We start from the raw sequence: 20,280 nt of genomic DNA on the forward strand, positions 1-20,280 counted from the left end.
AGTTCAATTTTTAAACAAAACCCTCACTCAACGCTGACATGGTTTTGTTTGAATTCTAAACATTTGAACTCTACTAAATTCATCACTACACTTCTTCTTAATGATAATTTACACGATGGGTGGTCAGTCAAACGCCTGAAAGAACGTTGATCTTTACACTTCAAATGATTCACTAATTAAGGTATTTTCCCCGCTCCATCGCGACGTTAATAGAGGTATCAAGTTGGATAAGCACGAAGAAGTCTTGGTTTCACTCCGCCAAATCATGCGCGCTATTGATTTGCACTCGAAGAAACTGAGTAAAGAGTCAGGCCTAACCGGGCCACAATTAATACTCATGCGCTCTATTCGAGAACTCGGTGAAGTGACCATTCGTGAGCTATCTAACCACACCAACATGAGTCAGGCGACGGCCACCACCATCCTTGACCGCCTCGAGCGAAATGATCTGGTTAAGCGCGTGCGCAGCGTGCAAGACAAACGCAAGGTACACGCTCATTTAACTGACAAAGGCCGTCAAGTGCTTAGCGAAGCACCAATGCCACTGCAGCAAAGCTTCATCAATAAGTTTCAAAAGCTCGAGGAGTGGGAACAGTCGTTGTTACTCTCGTCCGTCCAACGCATTTCCGCAATGATGAATGCCGAAGACATCGAAGCGGCGCCAGTGCTAGAGCTGGGTAGCATCATCAAGCCAGAATAATTCGCCGCGTTGCTTACCGTGATCAAGGTGAGTGGCTAACGGTAGATTGGCCACTCACTCGATGCTTTCACTTGGCGAATCGATAAATGGGTGTGAATGTCTTTCACATGATTGAGAGTCTGTAACTTGCGTGTAAATGCTTCATAGCCACTCAAATCGCGCGCCGCGACCTCAAGTAGATAATCGTACGCCCCTGACACCACATGACAGCTCACCACCTCTTCCATCTCAATCACATCTTGTTCGAAACTGGAGATAGAACTCGCCTGATGGTTGTTTAAGCTCACTTCGACAAATACTGTCATTCCAACCCCAATATGCCCCGTGTCTAACTTTGCATGATAGCCGCTGATCACCCCACTCTCCTCTAAGCGTTTAATTCGCCTCGCACAAGGTGACGGTGACAGTCCGACTTTCTCCGCTATTTGCGCCGCAGATTGACGCGAATCTCGCTGCAATAGCGAGAGAATGTGTTTATCAATTCGATCCATACTACGTTACCTATATCACTCAAAAAATGGTTTATCATTAGCAAAATCTGGCACACATTAAGTAGATTCCCACTCACTTTGCCATCTTTAACCCCATCATACGATTCATACTTAGCAAATGATAATTAAATGTTAAAGCATTATGTTCACAGGCTATCTTGCCATGCTGGCAACCCTCCTGATGTGGTCAGGCTTTTTTCTTTCGCTACGTATGGGCGCTCAATCTACATTGACTCTGGCTGATATTGCGCTGCTGCGTTTTATGCTGCCCGCAATTGTCCTATTGCCCTTTGTCATCAAACACAGAGCGGCAATTCGACATACGCCTTGGAGGCTGAAACTAGGCTTGTTGATCGGTTGCGGCCTTCCCTATCTATGGGTCGCAGGTAATGGAATGCAGCTTGCGCCGGTTTCCGATGGCAGTGCACTTATCCCAGGCACCTTACCTCTGTTTGTCACGGCGCTTGCGGTGTTGGTTTATCGTCAATCACTGAGCTACCATAGAGTGATAGGCTTATGCCTGATTGTGGTTGGCATCGCGATATTTCTGCATTATGGGGCCAGTGCGGGCCACCATCAGCTTAATGGTTACCTTGTCTTGCTTGTGGCGAGTTTCATGTGGAGTGTGTTTACGATTTGCGCCAGAGTCGCCGCGCTCAATGCCTTAGCCGCCGCCGGATGGGTATCATTGCTTTCAAGCTTTACGTTAGCACTCTTGATAGGGACTGGCGTCGTGCCGAACACCTTAGCCAGTGTCGACGTCACCCTGTGGCCGTACGATGAATTACTCCGCCACCTTTTACTGCAAGGCGTTGGAGCGGGCATTATTGCCGCCTTTACCTACCTTCATGCCATTGCTCACCTTGGCGCAGAACGCAGCGCGGCGTTTGCAGCGACGACACCTGTTATCGCGACGCTCTTAGCTTGGTTTTTCTTGCAAGAAAGTGCCAACGCGGTGAGCTTGCTCGCCCTCGGCTGTATATCGCTTGGCAGTATTATCGCCAGCAATGTCTTTTTAAAAAATGATCAGTCGGTCGCTTTTACTGTCAAACCCTATACTGTCAAACCGAAGGCAGCGAACGCCAAACAACCTTAATGCACCTTAGTGGACAAGCGTTAGACAGAAAGTTTGATAAACGCGGCGGGAATGACCACGCACAGCCCATAGACCCATAAAGGGATCCAACGACCTTTTTGATGAATGAGTACGGGTGAGCATACAAACAGGCCAATCAGTACCAACAAGGCGCTGCCCGGTGCCCATTGCTCAACTAAAGCGATAACCACCAAATAGCCGATAATAAACCATTGCGGTAAGTGCAATTTTAACCCGAGCGCGAGTGAGAAAAGTAGAGCAGCAAACAAAGACAACATAAGTGACTCTTTATTATGATTTGGCTTAAATATTAATGAGAACCATTATCAAAAACAAGTCATTTTTACGCGCGATTCGAACGTGTTATCCTCTGCGCACCTATCTTCTTACACCTAGCGATTTATGAAAACACCCTGCATTGCAGCATGTAAAAACAATGGCGGAATCTGTAGCGGTTGTCACCGTACTATGGACGAAATAGTTCAGTGGTCTCAGCACTCTGATGAACAACGTGATCACATCATGGACTCAATCAGCGGGCAACAGAGTACACACACGTGTCCTCAGTGTGCTAGCCCTACTCAGTGTGACATTAGCCTAGGAAAATCAACATGTTGGTGCTTTTCGCTCGAAGAACGAGACAAATCGACGCTCAATGACGATACTTCTCGTAATCTTTGCTTATGTCGCCGCTGCCTTAGCGCACTGCCGTTGGCCTAAAAAGCTCACCACCTTAGCGGTAAGATAAAAAATCGACCTATCGAACAAAAAAGTTGTAACCAAGCTTGTCATTCACGACGTAAATAAATCCACACACTATTAAACAACTTGCACTGAGTTCACAAAAACCGCGTCAATGTATATGAAATTCATCTAAAAGCCTTCAGTCATATTTATTGTCACCATTGATCGATAAATAGACAGCAAACTATGTCAAATTGCTATTTTTTCGTCATTTGAGTCGCTGATTCGCACGCGCTAGGATGACTAAAATGACGACATAATGAGGGCTTACCTATGGAAAAACTCTTCGCTTCAGCACTGGAACTCAAACAGCGTACCCAAGTGACAAGTCTATTTGCCATGAACGGTTTCAAGATTATCAACACCGACTTCGACCAAGTGGTCTTCGAACGCTTGGGCACAAAAATTCAAGTCCATTTTGATCGCTCAGCTAACGCGCGCGCACTCGCGGTACTCGATAGTTAACCACTTCAGAGCTCTCCTACCTCCGCCAACGTGTTGACCTTCCCTAAGTGAGCACTCAAGATCAAAAAGTCACGGCATAGGCCGCGACTTTTTCATTTCATATCGCCTCTAATTAGTTAACCATTTCAAAATCCGGCATAACGAAAGTGCGATTGTTGAACTCATCAGTAGGTCCGTAGAATCGGAATGTCGGCATAGGACGTTTACCCGCCGTAGGAATCCAGTTGCTCTCAAATCCTTTCGGTGCACTAGGGCCGACATAAAGTGGGATAGTACCATCTGCATTCTTTTTCAGAGTGGCTAGATCATAGCTAGACAATGTCGTTCTATCAGAATCGGTGTAAATAAAGCCAAACGTCGCGTGATCATAGACGGTCAATGCCCAAAACTGCTTCACTGGCATCTGAGCTGGAACGTCAACGCGATACGTTTTTCCTGCTTGCATCAGATTGCCTTTGCTATCCCCTAATGCCACCGCATACTGAGTCGCCGGATTGTCTGTTAACTCTTTGGGTACGTAGGTACACCAAAGGTACTGCATTGCTCTGGCATCAATATCGATCTTATCTTCGTACTCATACGTAAAGCGATTATTGTCGTCCGCTAAGAGTAAGGGAAAGTAATGACGATTTGGCCACAAACGTTTTTCTTGGGGTAACTGGTCAAACTTACCCTGTAAGTAATACCAAGCATCAATCGCCGCGTTTCTCATTGCCTTTTGTGTGACGGGATCTGGGTCATACGGTTTGCCCTTTTCAATGCCTAACGTGGCGAGCAACCCAAGCATATGCTTGTCAATGTCTCTTGTTGGCTCAACAGTGGCGATATGGTAAATGTCCTCAAAGTGACGTTCATCGAAGAACGGTATGGTGGCATAGCGATCATCGACGGGATCAACAAAGCGCTGTTTTGGTGGCGCATCTTTCTCAGACAGATAGTATAAGCGCAGTTTTTGTGCGTAATTAAAAGCGTCTTGTTGCGTCTTTCCAGGCGCTACAATAGAGCGAAAAGCCAACGCGATACGGTAGTTCGGCGAGGCGACATGAATGTACTCTTTCGGGATTTCGCCCTCATAACCAGGAGGCGTAAAAAGGTACTTGCTCGCTTTTCCTTTATCGAGGCCAGATGGCCCCACATCCGCGATGGTAAACTGCCAAGCGTCCACAACTTGCCCGTATAAACTGCCTGCTTCACCTGCCTCCGGCACTTCCAACACTGCGGGCCCGTTGCGCAGATCGGTGTAAGCAGCAATGTATGGGGTACTGCTGTTTGCAGTGATCGCTTCTAGGTTGGGCTTAGCCGTTTGCGAATAGGTAATGATGTCGTTGTCTTTCATCCCCAGATCATCCATCGCTGCCGCTCGGAAACGATAGATAGCAACGGCAGGCATGCCCCACAATACTGCTTCAAACGCTCGCTGATACTTCATCTGGTAGTCGAAATCTTCAACCGATTGACGACTTCCCGGTGGTGGCTGGCCACCCAAAGGCTCCATTCCATCTTTTGCTAGCCCTTGAGCTGATGTAGCACTTAACGCCACCATCAACAGCAATGAACGACATAACGTCTGTTGTCTCATAATGTGCATCCTTTTCAATGACACGAAACCGCGCCGAAAATATGAACTCGCTTTCATCCTAAGTTAGACGTAAATGTTTTGTTGTGAAAGGTATCTCTTTCAGTAACTTGGCCTTACTATCAGAAATAAGAATATCGAACGCCTGACAAACGTTCAGATGAGCAATGACTGACCAGAATTTAGGGCTTTTCGAGGTGAACAGCTCGCTAGCCATAACGCTAAGAAGAATAAAGTGGTAACATCGCGCCAATAGATAAGTGTGTATTGAGCAAGCAGACACATCGCTAGCCCGCGGTATCAGCGGCAAAGTTAAGATTAATGGGGTGACTCATTTCTCATCTGGCTCAAGCACAAAAGAGTAATTACAAGGTATTCAAATGGTTAACAACACAATTCAATGGTTTCCTGGCCACATGCACAAAGCGCGCAAGGAGATCGAAGAAGCCATTCCGCAAGTGGATGTCATTATTGAGGTGCTCGATGCTCGTATCCCGTTTAGCAGCGAGAACCCGATGATCTCTCAACTACGCGGAGAGAAACCTGTGGTTAAAGTGCTCAACAAGCGCGATCTTGCCGATCCTGAGCTCACTCAATTGTGGATCGAGCACTTTGAGAAAGAGCACAACGTGAAGGCGATGGCCATCACCACACAAAATCCCCAAGAAGTACATAAAATCCTCGAGCTTTGTCGTAAGCTGGCGCCGCATCGTGAAGAGATCGGCAAAAACGTTCGCACCATGATCATGGGCATTCCCAACGTCGGTAAATCGACCATCATTAACACACTGGCTGGTCGTGTTATTGCGCAAACCGGCAACCAGCCTGCCGTCACTCGACGCCAACAACGCATCAACTTGCAAAATGGCATCGTACTGTCTGACACGCCGGGAATTTTGTGGCCAAAAGTTGAAAACCCGCACAGTGGGTTCCGACTCGCCGCAACGGGCGCTGTGAAAGACACGGCAATGGAATACGATGAAGTCGCATTCTACACCGTTGAGTACTTAGCCAAAGCGTACCCAGAGCGCTTAAAAGAGCGTTACCAAATTGAAGAGTTACCAGAAACCGATATTGAGCTGATGGAAGAGATCGGTCGACGCCGCGGCGCATTGCGCACAGGTGGGCGCGTGGATCTGCACAAATGCTCAGAAATCCTTTTGCATGAGCTGCGCGGCGGAACACTGGGTCAATTGACTCTGGAGCGCCCAGAGATGATCACTCAAGAGTTGATCGAAGTCGAAATCGAAGCGGCCCGCAAAGCAGAAGAAAAAGCGAAGAAGAAAGAAGAGCGTCGTAAGCGTTACCTGAAAAACAAACGCTAAGGCGTTTAGGAGAGTATCGATGAGAGTTCCCACGAATATTATTACCGGTTTTTTGGGTACAGGAAAAACCACCGCCATTTTGAATCTGCTCAAAGAGAAACCGGCAAACGAGCATTGGGCGGTATTGGTCAATGAATTTGGCGAGATAGGGATTGATGGCGCACTACTCACAGACCAGGGCGCACTTATCAAAGAAGTACCCGGCGGCTGCATGTGCTGTGCCGCTGGCGTGCCGATGTCAGTGGCGGTCACGGCACTGTTGCGTACCCAACCAGATAGGCTGATTGTCGAGCCTACGGGCCTAGGCCACGCACATAAAGTACTGGCTACCCTCACCTCTGCGCAGTTCGCTGACTATATCGATTTGAAAGCAACCATCGGGCTGGTCGATCCGCGCAATCTCTCTAAGGATAAATACACCAGTAACCAGAACTTTATTGATCAACTGGCCATTTCCGACATCATTATTGGCAACAAGGTTGATCAATGTCAGGTCAGTGATGTGGATGCCTTCAACGATTGGGTCACGGTTCAGACACCACCAAAAATCTACAGTCAGTTGGTGAAACAAGGTCGCTTCCCTATTGAGTTACTCGATAGCCAGCGCCGCAATAAAGCACCGTCGAGCGCGCCAATGGACGCTCATCACCATGAACATGCCGAGCAAGAGCCTCAATTCGCCCTTGCCCCCGATCAAGTGATGACTCGCAAAGAAAACCAAGGCCAAGGTTACTACAGCTGCGGCTGGATTTTCGGTGCTGAAGTCACCTTTAATTTTGATGACCTCTTTTCAGTGCTGTCAGATCTCACCGCAGAGCGCGTCAAAGGCGTGTTGAATACCAACAATGGTAGCTTCGCGTTTAACGTCAGCAATGGCGTGGTTTCCGTCAATCAAGTCAGTTTGGACGGATTTGAAAGCCGCCTAGAAGTCATCGACAGCCAGTTATTGCCTTGGCAACAACTTGAAGACGTCTTGGTTAGTATCTCTAGCCTCAAAGCATAACGAGTCGCTGCCAGTGGTAGCGCTGGTGGCCTCTTCTCGCCTTTTTCTCATCCTAGAATAAACCTCTTGACCCTGTAGCCAACTACAGGGTTTATAATCACGCCATGATTTCTTCAACATGGCTTATCAACATGGAACGGTTAACCCGCGGTCAGTTGGCCAAACAACTGAACATCACCATTGAAGCAATACGATTTTATGAGCAGCAAGGGCTACTAAACCCACAACGTGCCGCCAACGGCTATCGTCAATACGATAGTGACTGCGTCGCCAAGCTCTCGTTTATTCTGCACGCAAAAGAGTTGGGGTTCACACTAGAGGACATCCAAGAGCTGCTCTCCATCCATATCAAGCCTGAGCAACATACCTGCCAAGAGGTAAAGAGTATTACGGAAGCTAAGCTGGACGATATTGAACAAAAGATACAGCGCCTGCAACACATGCACGATGCGCTCCAAGTGATCAATCAGCGTTGCTGTGGCGGCGCCCATGCTGCAACACACTGCACCATACTCACAGCGCTTGCGCATACAAAGCCCGAGGAGAAATAGCATGAGCCGAATTGATACCTTTTTCATGACGTTGCTTGATTTATGGCTCGACTCCGCCTTTTGGATTGTTGTCGGCCTCATCGTCGCGGGCATCCTAAAAAGCTTGATAAACACAGACAAATTGGGGCTGCTATTCAGAGGTTCCGGCTTGTGGCCTGCGGTAAAAGCGACAGTATTAGGCGCGCCATTGCCTCTGTGCTCATGCGGCGTGATCCCCGCGGCTTTGGGCCTTCGACGCGCTGGCGCCTCCAAAAGCTCGACGGTCGCTTTTTTGATCTCGACACCAGAAACGGGCGTTGACTCCATCTCCATCTCATACGCGTTACTTGGGCCATTTATGGCCACTATCCGCCCTATTGCCGCAATGAGTTCTGCTTTAGTCGCAGCGATACTCGTGCTAGTGACAGACAAAGAAACGGAACCCGCGACACCCTCTCAGCCAAGTAACAACCATTGCTCATCAAGCTGCTGTAGCAGTAAGCCAGTGGAGAGCAGCCCTACCTCATGGACAACACGGTTATGGCAAGGTCAGCGATTTGCCTTTACCGACTTGATTTCCGATCTCTCTATCTGGTTAATTATAGGGCTAACAATGTCCGCGTTAGTCGTGACTTTTATTCCTCCTGAATCTCTCGGTGAACTTAGCCGCGGCCCTTGGGCGATGCTGGTTATGGCTCTGATTGGCGTCCCTATGTATATCTGCGCGTCAGCCTCAACACCTCTCGCAGCAGGCTTTATGCTTGCGGGTGTCTCCCCTGGCGCCGTGCTTGTCTTTTTACTTGCAGGCCCCGCCACCAACATGGCGACATTGGGTGTGGTTTATCACCAGCTAGGCAAGCGCGTTCTAGTGAGCTACCTGATCGGTGTTGTGGGCGTGGCAATGGTGTTTGGATATATGACAAACGCGTTAGTGGATACACTCACTATCGACATCCAAGCGCAACTCGACAGCAGCAGTCAGCTTATCCCAGAGAGCCTCGTTTGGTTAAGCGCCATCGTATTATTGATTGCGATCTTCAGAGACATCTACAGGCGGTTTCAGCCGTTAAATAAACGCTCGGCCTAATCCACAACCAAACATCCTTTTCGGGTCGTTAGAAGGGCAAATAGTGCACATAAAAAGGCCGCGAAAGCGATAATGGTGAGTGACAATGACCAGGTTTGAGTCTGAGAGTAAATCATACCAACTATGGCGGGGCCAACAGCCGCGAGAGCATAACCTATTGATTGGGCCATCCCTGACAACGTAGCCGCTTGTGCTGAGTTCCCGGATATCTGCCCCAAAATCGACAAAGCGAGAATAAAGGTAGAACAGTTGCCTAAACCAAACACACCAACCCAGAAGATCGCCCACTGAGGAAATAGCATTAGACCAGTCACACCTACCCCGTTTAAAAGCGCAGCACCGACAAATAAAGGCGCAATACTTTTGCTTCTAGCCATGATAGGAATCAGCAGCAACCCCGGAACCATAGTCGAAAACTGCAAAAAGCCATACACATACCCCGCTTCTAACTCGCTATAGCCCAAAGCCGCGAGAATTTTTGGCAGCCAGCCTGCAAACGTGTAAAAAATAAAAGAGTTCAAGCCAAGCGCAAACGTGAAGTACCAAGCAATAGGCTGGCGCACAAGCTTGTTTAATGGGTAGTAATCTTTGCTACTCGCAGTGCTGCGAGTTTTGCTTTCCGCTAACCTTGGCAACCAAAAAGCCAAAGCGAGCACAGGAAAAATCAAATTCCCCGCCAATGCGACTCGCCAACCGATAGAGATGTCATCAATAACGTTGGTGACAGGTACCATGACTGAAGCGCTCAGTGTCGAGCCAATACCCATCGATATACCATACAGTGCAGTCACTGTCGCAATTCGGCCGGGAAATGACGCCTTGATGATTGCCGGAGCCAACACATTGCCGATTGCAATGCCAAGGCCGATAAGCGTTGTTCCAATGAATAACCAGTAAAAGTGCCCAAAAGAGCGGGATACTACCCCAACCGCGATCAAAACTAACGCAAAACAAATCGACTTCTCTAAACCCAGTTTGCTGCCAAGCTTGGGGCACCAAGGAGACGCCAACGCAAACATGATCAGCGGCGTTGACGTAATCACACCCATACTGACCGCTGAAATCTGTAACGAGTCCATAATTTGCGAAATGAGCGGAGCTAAGCTGGTGAACGGTGCGCGTAAATTGATAGAAAGCAGCAGCACGCTAATCATCAACAAAGTCGTGGTTTTTGATTTGAACATCGGTTTCAAACTTTTTAGCAGGAGAGATAACGTTGAAATGTCTTATCTTACGCTTTTAACTGGCAATAGCCAGAAGGCGAACAAAATGCGCGTCGAGAATGGCAGCGCACCCTAGATAAAAACTCAAGCCGGAAAGATGGGTCTTCGAAAATGATACTTGTGGTAATGTGCGGCCGATAAACTGGGAAATGGATATTCTGAGAAATGTCTAATAATGCATTGCTCAGAATAAAAAACCATACCTGTAGCAAACATCGTTAAGTGTTGTACACTTTATAAAACGTTTGAAGGTATGGTTGTCTCTATCTCAACGTATGCTTTCGTAAAATCAATATAGGGTTGTTTTTACAATCTATTTCAAAGTGCTTAAATCACTCTTTGCCGAATACGTTATTCTCTTGCTCTTGTACACGAATAAACGTCGTGCGCTTCGTTAGCTCTTTAAGCTTTGCTGCGCCTACGTAGGTACACGTCGATCGGACACCGCCGAGGATGTCAGAGATGGTGCCGTGAACACTGCCGCGGAATGGTAGAAGTACGGTTTTTCCTTCCGCTGCGCGGTACTGCGCAACGCCGCCTGAGTGCTTATCCATGGCAGACTGAGAAGACATGCCGTAGAACTTCATGAAGGTTTTGCCGTCTTTTTCTACCAACTCACCACCAGATTCTTCATGACCCGCGAGCATACCGCCGAGCATGACAAAATCAGCACCGCCGCCGAACGCTTTGGCTACGTCACCTGCACAAGAACAGCCACCGTCACCGATGATCATGCCGCCAAGGCCGTGCGCTGCATCCGCACATTCGATGATGGCGGAAAGCTGCGGGTAACCCACCCCCGTTTTCACACGAGTAGTACACACCGAACCCGGGCCAATACCCACTTTGACGATGTCGGCACCGGCTAGAATCAACTCTTCACACATGTCGCCTGTAACGACGTTACCCGCAGAGATGGTCTTCGTTGGGAATGCTTGGCGCACTTGCTGGACAAACTCCACCAAATGCTCAGAGTAGCCATTTGCGATGTCAATACAGATAAATTCCAAGTCATCGCTGAGGGCGAGAATTTGCTGCGTCTTTTCGAAATCACGCTGTGAAGTACCCGTTGAAACAAACACTTTATTGAGCGTTTCTGGTGTGGCATTGGCGACAAACTCAGCCCACTGCTCAACAGAGTAGTGCTTGTGCATTGCCGTCATCACGCCGTGCTCAGCAAGTGCGGTTGCCATTTCAAAGCTGCCGACAGAGTCCATATTGGCAGCGATCACAGGCACGCCAGACCATTGACGGCCACTATGCTTGAATGTAAAATCGCGGGTTAAATTTACTTGAGAACGACTTTTTAGGGTAGAACGTTTCGGGCGAAACAGGACATCTTTAAAGCCTAACTTAAGTTCTTGTTCGATACGCATGGATTACCATTCCTTTCTCTTCAAATCGGAGTGTCGGTGCGTTTTCGGTACGCTTTGGCAGAAGCGTGACTGAGTTTCGGACACAAAAAAACCGGAGCGTTGGCAGACGCTCCGGTTTTCAGCATTATAGGTTGTGATTTGTTTCCTGCAAGACTGATATTGTTAGATTTTTTGTGATACAGTTCGGTTAAGTTGCATACCTAAATTCCCTACCTTTCAAATCTTCTCTTAATTTCTTTTTAACAATCAGATGGTTACCAATGACCAACTAAACGTTTGCTTTTATCACTCGCTCATTACCAGCGCACTCATCTAGGTTATTTCACCTTATCCACTCACACCCTGAGCCACGGATATTCTAAAAAGACGGCGTTTTCCGCTCAAATTTCAGGCAAAAAAATGGCCAAGCACGAAGCTTGACCAAATGGGTAGACAAAACTGACGTTGTTTTGTGATTAGAAATCGTAACGCGCGCCTAGACGAAGTGTATCTTCACCCGCGGTAACCAGGCCACCGATTTTCTCTTCGCTGATGCCATTGATGAAGTAAGAAACGTAAGTGCGGAAGTTGCTGTTAAATTTGTAGTAACCAGCAATTTCTACGCCATCGGTCTCGTCGGCTTTTGTACCATCAGACGCTTCGTTCTCTTGATAAGTGTACAGAACCGCCGCAGAGAATTGCTTGGTAAACTTGTATTGCGCCGCGAGTTCGTAGGCCGTGAATTCAGAGCCAGCACCTTCCTCAGTTTCGTTGTCACCTTTTGAGTAGGTGCCCGCTAAGTACAGGTTATCCAGGGTGTAACCCAAACCAACAAGCACTTGCGAATCATCTAAATTGCCGCTTTCCGCCGCCGAGTACGCTAAACCGATGTCTAGGCCCATAGGTGCAGAATACAAACCTGCTAGGCTGTAGCCGTCTGCGTCTTTTTCGCTGTTCGCTTGGTAGGTAACTTCAAGTTGTAGTGAATCAAAGCCACCACGGTAGGCGATCACACTGCTCGCTTTATCACTAGACGCATCAATCGCTTGTTGTACGCCAGAAAACTCAGTGATATCGGTCATATCAGATACGATGACTGATGCCATGTCTTGCTTACCAACGGAGAAAGCTTGCCCATCAAAGTCGACACCAGCGTACATGTAGCGATTTTTGAAGTCAGAATCTACTTTTTGTTCTGCTTCATAGACAGCAAACGCCGTCATACCGTCTTGAATTTCACTTTTGCCTTTAAGATTAAGGCGAGCACGTGAAGAATCTTCCATAGTACCTGGAATCTCTTCACCGTCCTCGTTACCAATGAAATCACCACGAAACTCAACACGACCACCCACTTTGAATTCAGTACCGTCAGCTTTGTAAACTGTTGCCGCCAATGCGGAACCAGAGGTGAGAACCGCCAACACTGCTGATGCTAGAACTGCTTTATTCATCTTACTTACCTTTTTTAATCAAAGAGCTTCATTGCTCAAACCAATTCAATGGCGACTAAGTTAGTCAGACTCTATGAAGGTTTCATGGCTCGTTGATGACACTTTGGTGGCAGTTCTATGTAATGATGATGACAAAACCTTATTTAAAATCAGTCAATTAATTAATGTTAAATAGAAAAATGTAGATTTAGGCTGAAAAATAGCCACTATCGTTCATCTTTAGGAGAGTCCATCACCACCATGGTGGATATGGAATTGACTTGTCGGCACTCACCCAGTACATCCGCGTGAAATTGTTTGTAACTGGGCAGATCTTTCGCCTCGACTCTAAGCAGATATTCGTTCGATCCTGTGATGTTGTGGCACTCCACCACTTCATCAACAAACCTGACATGATCTTCAAATTCCAACTGGGCTTGCTTGCGATGACTGGCTAGCCCAATCGACACGTAGGCGACAAAGCCAACACCCAACTGCCCATTATCGAGCACCGCGCGATACCCTTTGATCACCCCTCTTTTTTCCAACTCTTGCACACGTCGCAAGGTTGCTGAGGCTGAGAGCCCAATTCGCTCAGATAGCTCTACATTGGATATTCTTCCGTCATTCTTTAACTCACGCAATATTCTGTCGTCGTATTTATCCATCTTGATAATTCATGTCTTTTGGTGGCGAATTTACACAAATAAAAACACACAATTGCTCGCACGACAACATACGATAAGGATTCATTTCTCGATTAAGGATTGCATCATGTTACTGGATCAAGTGACTGCGCTGACTCTGTTCGCGTTCGTTTCTACCTTTACCCCGGGGCCCAACAACGTCATGTTAATGACCAGTGGCGCCAACGTCGGCTATCTAAGAACCCTGCCGCATATCGCAGGTGTGGTGTTCGGCTTTGCGTTTATGGTGCTACTAGTTGGGCTCGGGTTGACGCAAGTTTTCATCACCTATCCAGCGCTTCATCAAGGGTTAAAGTGGCTCAGCTTACTCTACCTTGGTTACCTCGCGGTAAAAATTGCATTGAGCGGACAAGTCTCCAGTCAAGAGGCGTATAAACCGCTGACTTTTCTCAATGCCGCCGGGTTTCAGTGGGTCAATCCCAAAGGTTGGTCAATGGCACTGACAGCGGTCACCCTCTATAGTAATGGAGGAGGTGTATGGGAACTGTTGGTGATCTCCAGCGCATTTATGCTCGTGAATTTCCCCTCTTGCTCCTTCTGGGTATTGGCAGGCAAAGAGATGCAACGTTGGTTAACCAATACCACTCGCGTGCGCGTGTTTAACATCACGATGGCACTGCTGTTGATCGCATCTACCCTACCGATGCTGTGATTCATCTCAACGCTGTTGGTTCGGATGTGCTTTTGGCTAATTTACATCTTTCGAATGTAAATTTAGTTAAAGAGACTGACATTAACGAGGTTGAGCTGTTAATCTTAAATGCGAAAAAGAATAATTATCGACAACAACTGTCGAGCTCAACCTGATTGTAAGAGTCCTCATTATGAAGAAGCCTTCACCAAAACTGCTTACTGTTGTATCAACAGAGACCATCACGCCCAATATGCAGCGCATCGTATTACACGGTCACGCCTTAAGTGACTTTCCCCATGACTGCGATGGCGGTTACATTAAACTACTGTTTAACGCAGAAGGTGGCACCGATCTCACTTCACAACAAGAAGGTCAGCGCCCCATCATGCGTACCTACACCATTCGTCACTTTGACGCGGCCGCACGCACTCTTGAGGTGGATTTTGTTCGTCACGAAACTCGCGACTTAAGTTGCGGCTTTGCGGCGCGTTGGGCGATGTCCGCTCAGGTGGGCGATACCATCTCAATTGCCGGCCCTGGCACCATTGCGCCCATTAACACAGATGCCGACTGGTTTTTTATGGTCGCCGATATGACTGCGCTCCCTGCTCTGTCCGCCAAAATCAAACAACTGCCTGAAGACGCACGCGGTTATGCGGTGATTCAGGTTCAATCCGAGCAAGATAAACAAGCCTTAACGATACCCAGTCACTTTGAGGTACTTTGGGTCACCGAAGGCAAGCCTTTGGCAGAACATGTCAAAGCGCAACCTTGGTTAGCAGGTCAAGCGTCCATTTGGTGTGCCTGCGAGTTTGATTCGATGCGCCAACTGCGCCAGTATTTTAGAAATGAGAAAGAGGTGGACCGCGACTTCATCTACATCAGCAGTTATTGGAAGCAAGGTGTCTCAGAAGATGGCCACAAGCAAATTAAAAAGCAAGACGCCGATAGCCTCGCCTAGTTACTCACTAACCGGCTCGCGCTGTGCGAGCCTCTCTGCCAGAAAATCAATCACAAGGCGAACCTTGGGCGACAAATTTCGATTGTGGGGATACAGCGCCCAAATGCCTTCTCGGTCAACGCGGTAATCGGTGAGCACTTCGACCAATTGGCCCGATTCTAAATCCTGTTTGACGTAGTAGTCGGGCAGTTGAATCAAACCAAGGCCGCGCTTTGCCGCGCTGCGCAGCGCAAAACCAGAGTTACAGCGTACGCGACCCGAGACTTTAATCGCTCGCTCTCGCGCCCCTTCGACAAACCGCCAATGATCCAGTGACCCAACCAAGCAACTGTGATTCACCAGTTCAGACAAGGTATGTGGCTCGCCATAACGCGCCAAATAAGCCGGCGAGGCACAAACATGAATTTGCCGAGATGACAGCCGCTTGGCAATCAAACTGGAGTCTTGTAAGCGGCCAAGGCGCACGGCGATATCAACACCTGATTCAATCAAATCCAACGTTTGATTGGTGAGATTTAAGTCCAGATCTACTTGCGGATAGTGCTCCAAAAATTCATTGAGGATCGGCGCGACATGCGACTCACCATAAGCCACTGGCGCAGTGATTTTCACCATACCTTTGGGGCTCGATTGCATTTGCGTCACAGAGAGCTCTGCCAACTCAAGCCCTTCGACCAGATGCTTGCAGCGTTGAAAGTACAATTGCCCCGCTTCGGTGAGCGAGACTTTACGCGTAGTGCGGTTAAGCAGTTTAACCGCTAGCCGCTCTTCAAGCGCAGCGACCTTACGGCTGACTTGCGCCACAGAGGTATTCAATTTTTTGGCCGCGACAGTAAACGATTGATGATGACCCACTGCGACAAACTCGTTCACCCCTTCCCAATTCGCCATGACTCTCTCCTCATTTAAACTCGCCAATTATTACATATACGTAAAAATAATTTGCAAATCCACCTCATTATCAACAAAAGCGAAACAGTATAAGGTAGTAATGAAATAGGACGCTGCAGCTTTCGCTATTGTTGCTAGGCTTAGAGCGTCTGCCCACTGCTAAAAAAGAGGAATACCCGATGGCACTTGATATTAAACCCGGTCAGGAATTCATTAAGTCTAAAGCCGCTGTGGCTTGGGCGGCTGGCGAGCCACTGAAAATGGAAGAAGTAGATGTCCAACTGCCGAAAAAAGGCGAAGTGTTGGTGCGTATCGTGGCGACGGGCGTATGCCACACCGATGCTTACACGCTCTCAGGTGACGATCCAGAGGGGGTATTCCCCGCGATTCTCGGTCATGAAGGCGGCGGCATTGTCGAAATGGTTGGCGAAGGCGTAACGAGTGTTTCCGTCGGCGATCACGTCATTCCACTCTACACCGCAGAATGTGGTGAGTGTAAGTTCTGTACCTCGGGTAAAACCAACTTGTGCCAAGCGGTACGTGAAACACAAGGCAAAGGTTTGATGCCTGATGGCACCACGCGCTTTTACAAAGATGGCCAGCCTATTTTCCACTACATGGGCTGCTCAACCTTCTCTGAATACACTGTGCTTCCAGAGATTTCACTGGCGAAAGTCAACAAAGAAGCGCCGCTTGAAGAGGTGTGCTTGCTCGGCTGTGGCGTCACCACAGGTATGGGCGCGGTTTTAAATACGGCGAAAGTACAAAAAGGCGATACCGTCGCGATTTTTGGCCTCGGTGGTATTGGTCTTTCGGCAATCATCGGTGCACGCATGGCGGGCGCGGGTCGTATCATTGGTATCGACATCAACGAGAGCAAATTTGATTTGGCCAAGCAACTGGGTGCGACGGATGTCATCAATCCACAATCCTTTGATCGCCCCATTCAGGAAGTGATCGTCGAAATGACGGATGGCGGTGTCGACTTCTCTTTTGAGTGCATTGGTAACGTCAATGTGATGCGCTCTGCACTCGAGTGTTGCCACAAAGGTTGGGGGGAGTCAGTGATCATTGGTGTGGCCGGTGCAGGCCAAGAGATCTCAACCCGTCCATTCCAATTGGTGACAGGTCGTGTATGGCGCGGCAGTGCCTTTGGTGGCGTTAAAGGCCGCTCTGAGCTTCCCGACATTGTTGAGCGCTACCTAGCGGGTGAATTTGGCTTGCAAGAGTTCATCACGCACACCATGGGCCTTGATGAGGTCAACCACGCGTTTGATCTGATGCATGAAGGTAAGAGCATTCGCTCTGTCATCCACATGGATAAATAACCCGCCCGCACACTCATCATTCGTCTGCCGTCACACTGTGGCGGCAGCCAACGTTAGGAGCATACGATGACCTTAACTAACCTATCGCAAGCCAAAGTGGCACAAGGCTGGCACAAGCAATATAGCCATGACTCTGAGGTGCTAAACTGCACCATGCGTTTTGCGCTGTTTTTGCCGCCCAATGCCAGTGCCACCTCGCCTGTCCCCGCTTTGTATTGGCTATCTGGCCTCACCTGTACTGACGAAAACTTCATGCAAAAAGCTGGTGCGTTCAAAAAAGCGGCCGAACTTGGCCTAGCAATCATCGCACCCGATACCAGCCCAAGAGGTGACGAGGTCGCCGATGACCCAGAGTACGACCTAGGGAAAGGCGCCGGATTCTACCTCAACGCCACACAGCCACCGTGGAAAAAGCACTATCAGATGTACAGCTACATCACCGAAGAGTTACCGACCCTGATTGAATCGCACTTTCCCATCTCCTCGCTGCGCTCCATCTCTGGCCACAGCATGGGCGGACACGGCGCGTTGACGATTGGCCTGAAAAATCCGCATCTGTACCAGTCGATTTCCGCTTTTAGTCCGATTTGTCATCCGATTCATGTCCCCTGGGGACAAAAAGCGTTTCAGGCGTATCTCGGTTCAGATGTCGAAACATGGAAGCCATACGATGCGTGTGAGCTATTGAAATCTGGGCCATCACCTTTGCCTATCCTTGTCGACCAAGGTGATGCGGACAACTTTTTAAACGATCAACTCAAACCAGAGATGCTGTTTGCCGCGGCAAAAGCCCATGACAGCCATTTGGAACTGCGCATGCAAAGTGGCTATGACCACAGCTACTTCTTCATCTCGAGCTTTATTGATGATCATCTCGAGTTTCACGCTAAGCACCTCGCTTTGATTGACGCGTAACACGCTCTCGCTGGCATTCAAACGCTAATTCGGTACAATCGGCGCCAGATTGAATCAAGAATGAATGCCAGCCATGCACCAACCGGACTCGCTGTTTACTCGCTTTGAACCAGCGATAGATACCCGCACACTACCTGAGAAGTTCACGTTCCCCTTCTACTACCAGCCGCATCCGCTGTGCGTGGCAGCAGCTGCGCAGTTGCAGCAACACTTGATGAGCCAAACCCAGTGGCAGCATGACTTTGGTGTTTCGCCAAACGGCGCTCTGAAGAGTGACTCTGCGGCCGTGCAACACTCTAGTGGAAAAATGTTTGGTGTGCTGTTAGTACGCTCACCGCAAGGTGAGATTGGTTTCTTTTCTGCTTTTTCAGGCAAAATTGCTGACCAAAACCTTCTGCCCGGTTTTGTCCCGCCCGTCTTTGATATGCTCGCGGAAGAGAGCTTTTTCCGCCGAGAATTAGCGCAAATCACCGACATTAATGCGCAAGTCACCGCTTGGCAGCAAAACCACGATCTGACACCGCTCATCGAGGCGCTCACCACGCTCAATCAAACGTTCGCCAAAGAGGAGCACGCTCTGAGACAAACCATGATCTCGCGCCGTGCTGAGCGTAAAGCAGAGCGTCAAACCCTACAAAGCGAGCCACACAGCGCCGAGCAACAAGCGCGCCTCGATGAATTAGCAAAACAGAGTGTTGCGGATAAAAACCGCCTCAAGTATCTAAAACTGGAGTGGGAAGAGAAAGCGACAGCATTACAGCGACGCATTGACGAACAACAAGCGCAGTTGAATGCGTTAAAACAAAAGCGCAAAACGCTCTCAAACCAACTGCAACACAAGTTGTTTGACCACTATCAGTTTCTCAATGCGCGCGGTGAATCGCGCTCACTCAATGCGATTTTCGCCCCAACCACCACCCCGACGCCCGCTGCTGGCGCAGGCGAATGCGCAGCGCCGAAATTGCTCCACTACGCGTATCAGCATGGTTATACGCCACTGGCTATGGCGGAGTTTTGGTGGGGAGTGTCACCCAAATCGGAAATTCGCCAGCATCGTCATTTTTATCCATCGTGCAATAGTAAGTGTCAACCGATTCTCGGCCACATGCTGCAAGGGCTAGAGGTGGATGACAATCCACTTGAGCAAAACTGGGCCGAAAACCTGCCCCTCGACATTATCTATGAAGATGACGCCATGGTGGTGGTCAATAAGCCTTCAGGCCTACTTTCAGTGCCAGGAAAAACCATCACAGATTCCGCCTACACGCGTTTGACTGAGCGCTACCCTGAGTGTGAAGGGCCGTTTGTTATTCATCGATTAGATATGGCGACCTCTGGACTTTTGGTGTTCGCTCTCACGCGCCGTGCGAACAAAAGCCTGCAGAAACAGTTTATCTCTCGCCAAGTACAAAAACGCTACATCGCGCTAATCGATGGCCAAGTGCCTGGCAATGAAGGGGAGATTTCGCTGCCGCTACGAGGCGACCCAGAAGATAGACCACGCCAACTGGTTTGCTTTGAACACGGCAAACCGGCGTTAACCCATTGGCAATTGATTGAACAACGCGACGGGCGCAGCAAGTTACGGCTTTACCCAAGAACAGGACGCACCCATCAATTGCGCGTCCACTGTGCCCACCACCTTGGCCTCGCCATCCCGATTGTCGGTGATGCGCTCTACGGCCATAAAGCTGATCGCCTGCACTTGCATGCCGAGCGATTGGAGTTTGAGCACCCTTACACTAAAGAGCCGCTCATCTTCGAAGCGCCGTGTGAGTTTTAAGTAAAAAGCCGCATAGCGTTGATGCTATGCGGCTTA

General features: G+C 48.8%; 21 protein-coding genes. 13 read left to right on the forward strand and 8 right to left on the reverse strand.

Annotated features, from left to right (window positions below):
* The first annotated feature begins 223 nt into the window (after positions 1–223).
* Positions 224–700: a MarR family winged helix-turn-helix transcriptional regulator gene (locus tag AC6R0L_RS04285; protein WP_500628347.1), complete on the forward strand. Its 477-nt coding sequence runs from the start codon at positions 224–226 to the stop codon at positions 698–700.
* Between the two features lie 35 nt (positions 701–735).
* Here the strand turns inward: AC6R0L_RS04285 and AC6R0L_RS04290 are convergent, their stop codons facing one another.
* Positions 736–1,191, reverse strand: a complete 456-nt coding sequence (locus tag AC6R0L_RS04290) for an Lrp/AsnC family transcriptional regulator (protein ID WP_500628348.1) — start codon at positions 1,189–1,191, stop codon at positions 736–738.
* Positions 1,192–1,333: 142 nt separating this feature from the next.
* Between AC6R0L_RS04290 and AC6R0L_RS04295 the strand changes: the two genes are divergently transcribed.
* A complete protein-coding gene (locus AC6R0L_RS04295) occupies positions 1,334–2,287 on the forward strand; it encodes a DMT family transporter (protein ID WP_500628349.1) in 954 nt (317 codons plus the stop codon).
* A 20-nt stretch (positions 2,288–2,307) separates the two neighbouring features.
* Here the strand turns inward: AC6R0L_RS04295 and AC6R0L_RS04300 are convergent, their stop codons facing one another.
* A complete protein-coding gene (locus AC6R0L_RS04300) occupies positions 2,308–2,565 on the reverse strand; it encodes a hypothetical protein (RefSeq protein WP_500625241.1) in 258 nt (85 codons plus the stop codon).
* 124 nt (positions 2,566–2,689) lie between these two features.
* Between AC6R0L_RS04300 and AC6R0L_RS04305 the strand changes: the two genes are divergently transcribed.
* Together AC6R0L_RS04305 and AC6R0L_RS04310 are read left to right on the forward strand one after the other, a co-directional pair.
* On the forward strand, positions 2,690–3,007 hold the full coding sequence (locus AC6R0L_RS04305; protein WP_500625240.1) for a DUF1289 domain-containing protein: 318 nt from the start codon (positions 2,690–2,692) through the stop codon (positions 3,005–3,007).
* 297 nt (positions 3,008–3,304) lie between these two features.
* Positions 3,305–3,496, forward strand: coding sequence for a hypothetical protein (locus tag AC6R0L_RS04310; protein ID WP_500628350.1), 192 nt, complete (start codon positions 3,305–3,307; stop codon positions 3,494–3,496).
* A gap of 112 nt (positions 3,497–3,608) precedes the next feature.
* On the opposite strand, the gene AC6R0L_RS04315 is transcribed toward AC6R0L_RS04310, so the two are convergent.
* Complete coding sequence (locus AC6R0L_RS04315; protein WP_500628351.1) at positions 3,609–5,075, reverse strand: DUF1254 domain-containing protein; 1,467 nt, start codon at positions 5,073–5,075, stop codon at positions 3,609–3,611.
* 377 nt (positions 5,076–5,452) lie between these two features.
* Here AC6R0L_RS04315 and ylqF point away from each other — a divergent pair, with 377 nt between their 5' ends.
* The 4 genes from ylqF (at position 5,453) to AC6R0L_RS04335 (ending at position 9,017) form a co-directional block, all read left to right on the forward strand.
* Positions 5,453–6,397: a ribosome biogenesis GTPase YlqF gene (gene ylqF, locus AC6R0L_RS04320; protein ID WP_487903378.1), complete on the forward strand. Its 945-nt coding sequence runs from the start codon at positions 5,453–5,455 to the stop codon at positions 6,395–6,397.
* A 19-nt stretch (positions 6,398–6,416) separates the two neighbouring features.
* Positions 6,417–7,400 carry a CobW family GTP-binding protein gene (locus AC6R0L_RS04325; protein WP_500628352.1) on the forward strand — a complete coding sequence of 328 codons (984 nt, stop codon included), beginning with the start codon at positions 6,417–6,419 and terminating at the stop codon, positions 7,398–7,400.
* A 131-nt stretch (positions 7,401–7,531) separates the two neighbouring features.
* On the forward strand, positions 7,532–7,951 hold the full coding sequence (zntR, locus tag AC6R0L_RS04330) for a Zn(2+)-responsive transcriptional regulator (RefSeq protein WP_500628353.1): 420 nt from the start codon (positions 7,532–7,534) through the stop codon (positions 7,949–7,951).
* 1 nt (position 7,952) lies between these two features.
* Positions 7,953–9,017, forward strand: coding sequence for an SO_0444 family Cu/Zn efflux transporter (locus tag AC6R0L_RS04335; protein WP_500628354.1), 1,065 nt, complete (start codon positions 7,953–7,955; stop codon positions 9,015–9,017).
* Here the strand turns inward: AC6R0L_RS04335 and AC6R0L_RS04340 are convergent.
* From AC6R0L_RS04340 to AC6R0L_RS04355, 4 genes are all read right to left on the reverse strand, one after another.
* Complete coding sequence (locus AC6R0L_RS04340; protein WP_500628355.1) at positions 9,014–10,201, reverse strand: MFS transporter; 1,188 nt, start codon at positions 10,199–10,201, stop codon at positions 9,014–9,016. The two genes, AC6R0L_RS04335 and AC6R0L_RS04340, sit on opposite strands and share 4 nt — an antisense overlap.
* Before the next feature lie 371 nt (positions 10,202–10,572).
* A complete protein-coding gene (locus tag AC6R0L_RS04345; RefSeq protein WP_334551741.1) occupies positions 10,573–11,616 on the reverse strand; it encodes a GMP reductase in 1,044 nt (347 codons plus the stop codon).
* Positions 11,617–12,071: 455 nt separating this feature from the next.
* A complete protein-coding gene (locus AC6R0L_RS04350; protein ID WP_500628356.1) occupies positions 12,072–13,046 on the reverse strand; it encodes a porin in 975 nt (324 codons plus the stop codon).
* 206 nt (positions 13,047–13,252) lie between these two features.
* Positions 13,253–13,693, reverse strand: a complete 441-nt coding sequence (locus tag AC6R0L_RS04355; RefSeq protein WP_500628357.1) for an Lrp/AsnC family transcriptional regulator — start codon at positions 13,691–13,693, stop codon at positions 13,253–13,255.
* Positions 13,694–13,799: 106 nt separating this feature from the next.
* On the opposite strand from AC6R0L_RS04355, the gene AC6R0L_RS04360 reads away from it, so the two are divergent.
* Complete coding sequence (locus AC6R0L_RS04360) at positions 13,800–14,384, forward strand: LysE family translocator (RefSeq protein ID WP_500628358.1); 585 nt, start codon at positions 13,800–13,802, stop codon at positions 14,382–14,384.
* Positions 14,385–14,556: 172 nt separating this feature from the next.
* Positions 14,557–15,327 carry a siderophore-interacting protein gene (locus AC6R0L_RS04365; protein WP_500628359.1) on the forward strand — a complete coding sequence of 257 codons (771 nt, stop codon included), beginning with the start codon at positions 14,557–14,559 and terminating at the stop codon, positions 15,325–15,327.
* Here the strand turns inward: AC6R0L_RS04365 and AC6R0L_RS04370 are convergent, their stop codons facing one another.
* Complete coding sequence (locus AC6R0L_RS04370) at positions 15,328–16,218, reverse strand: LysR family transcriptional regulator (protein ID WP_500628360.1); 891 nt, start codon at positions 16,216–16,218, stop codon at positions 15,328–15,330. It lies immediately after the preceding gene.
* A gap of 179 nt (positions 16,219–16,397) precedes the next feature.
* Here AC6R0L_RS04370 and AC6R0L_RS04375 point away from each other — a divergent pair, with 179 nt between their 5' ends.
* From AC6R0L_RS04375 to AC6R0L_RS04385, 3 genes are all read left to right on the forward strand, one after another.
* Complete coding sequence (locus AC6R0L_RS04375; protein WP_500625378.1) at positions 16,398–17,546, forward strand: S-(hydroxymethyl)glutathione dehydrogenase/class III alcohol dehydrogenase; 1,149 nt, start codon at positions 16,398–16,400, stop codon at positions 17,544–17,546.
* A gap of 66 nt (positions 17,547–17,612) precedes the next feature.
* The gene (gene fghA / locus AC6R0L_RS04380; RefSeq protein ID WP_334551735.1) at positions 17,613–18,461 is read left to right on the forward strand and encodes an S-formylglutathione hydrolase; all 849 of its coding nucleotides are present in this window, start codon (positions 17,613–17,615) and stop codon (positions 18,459–18,461) included.
* Positions 18,462–18,534: 73 nt separating this feature from the next.
* Entirely contained in the window at positions 18,535–20,244 is a 1,710-nt protein-coding gene (locus AC6R0L_RS04385; protein WP_500628361.1) for an RluA family pseudouridine synthase, read from the forward strand.
* The last annotated feature ends 36 nt before the right edge of the window (positions 20,245–20,280 follow it).

It is taken from the genome of Vibrio sp. R15-SG3-ISO1A (genome assembly GCF_059833955.1).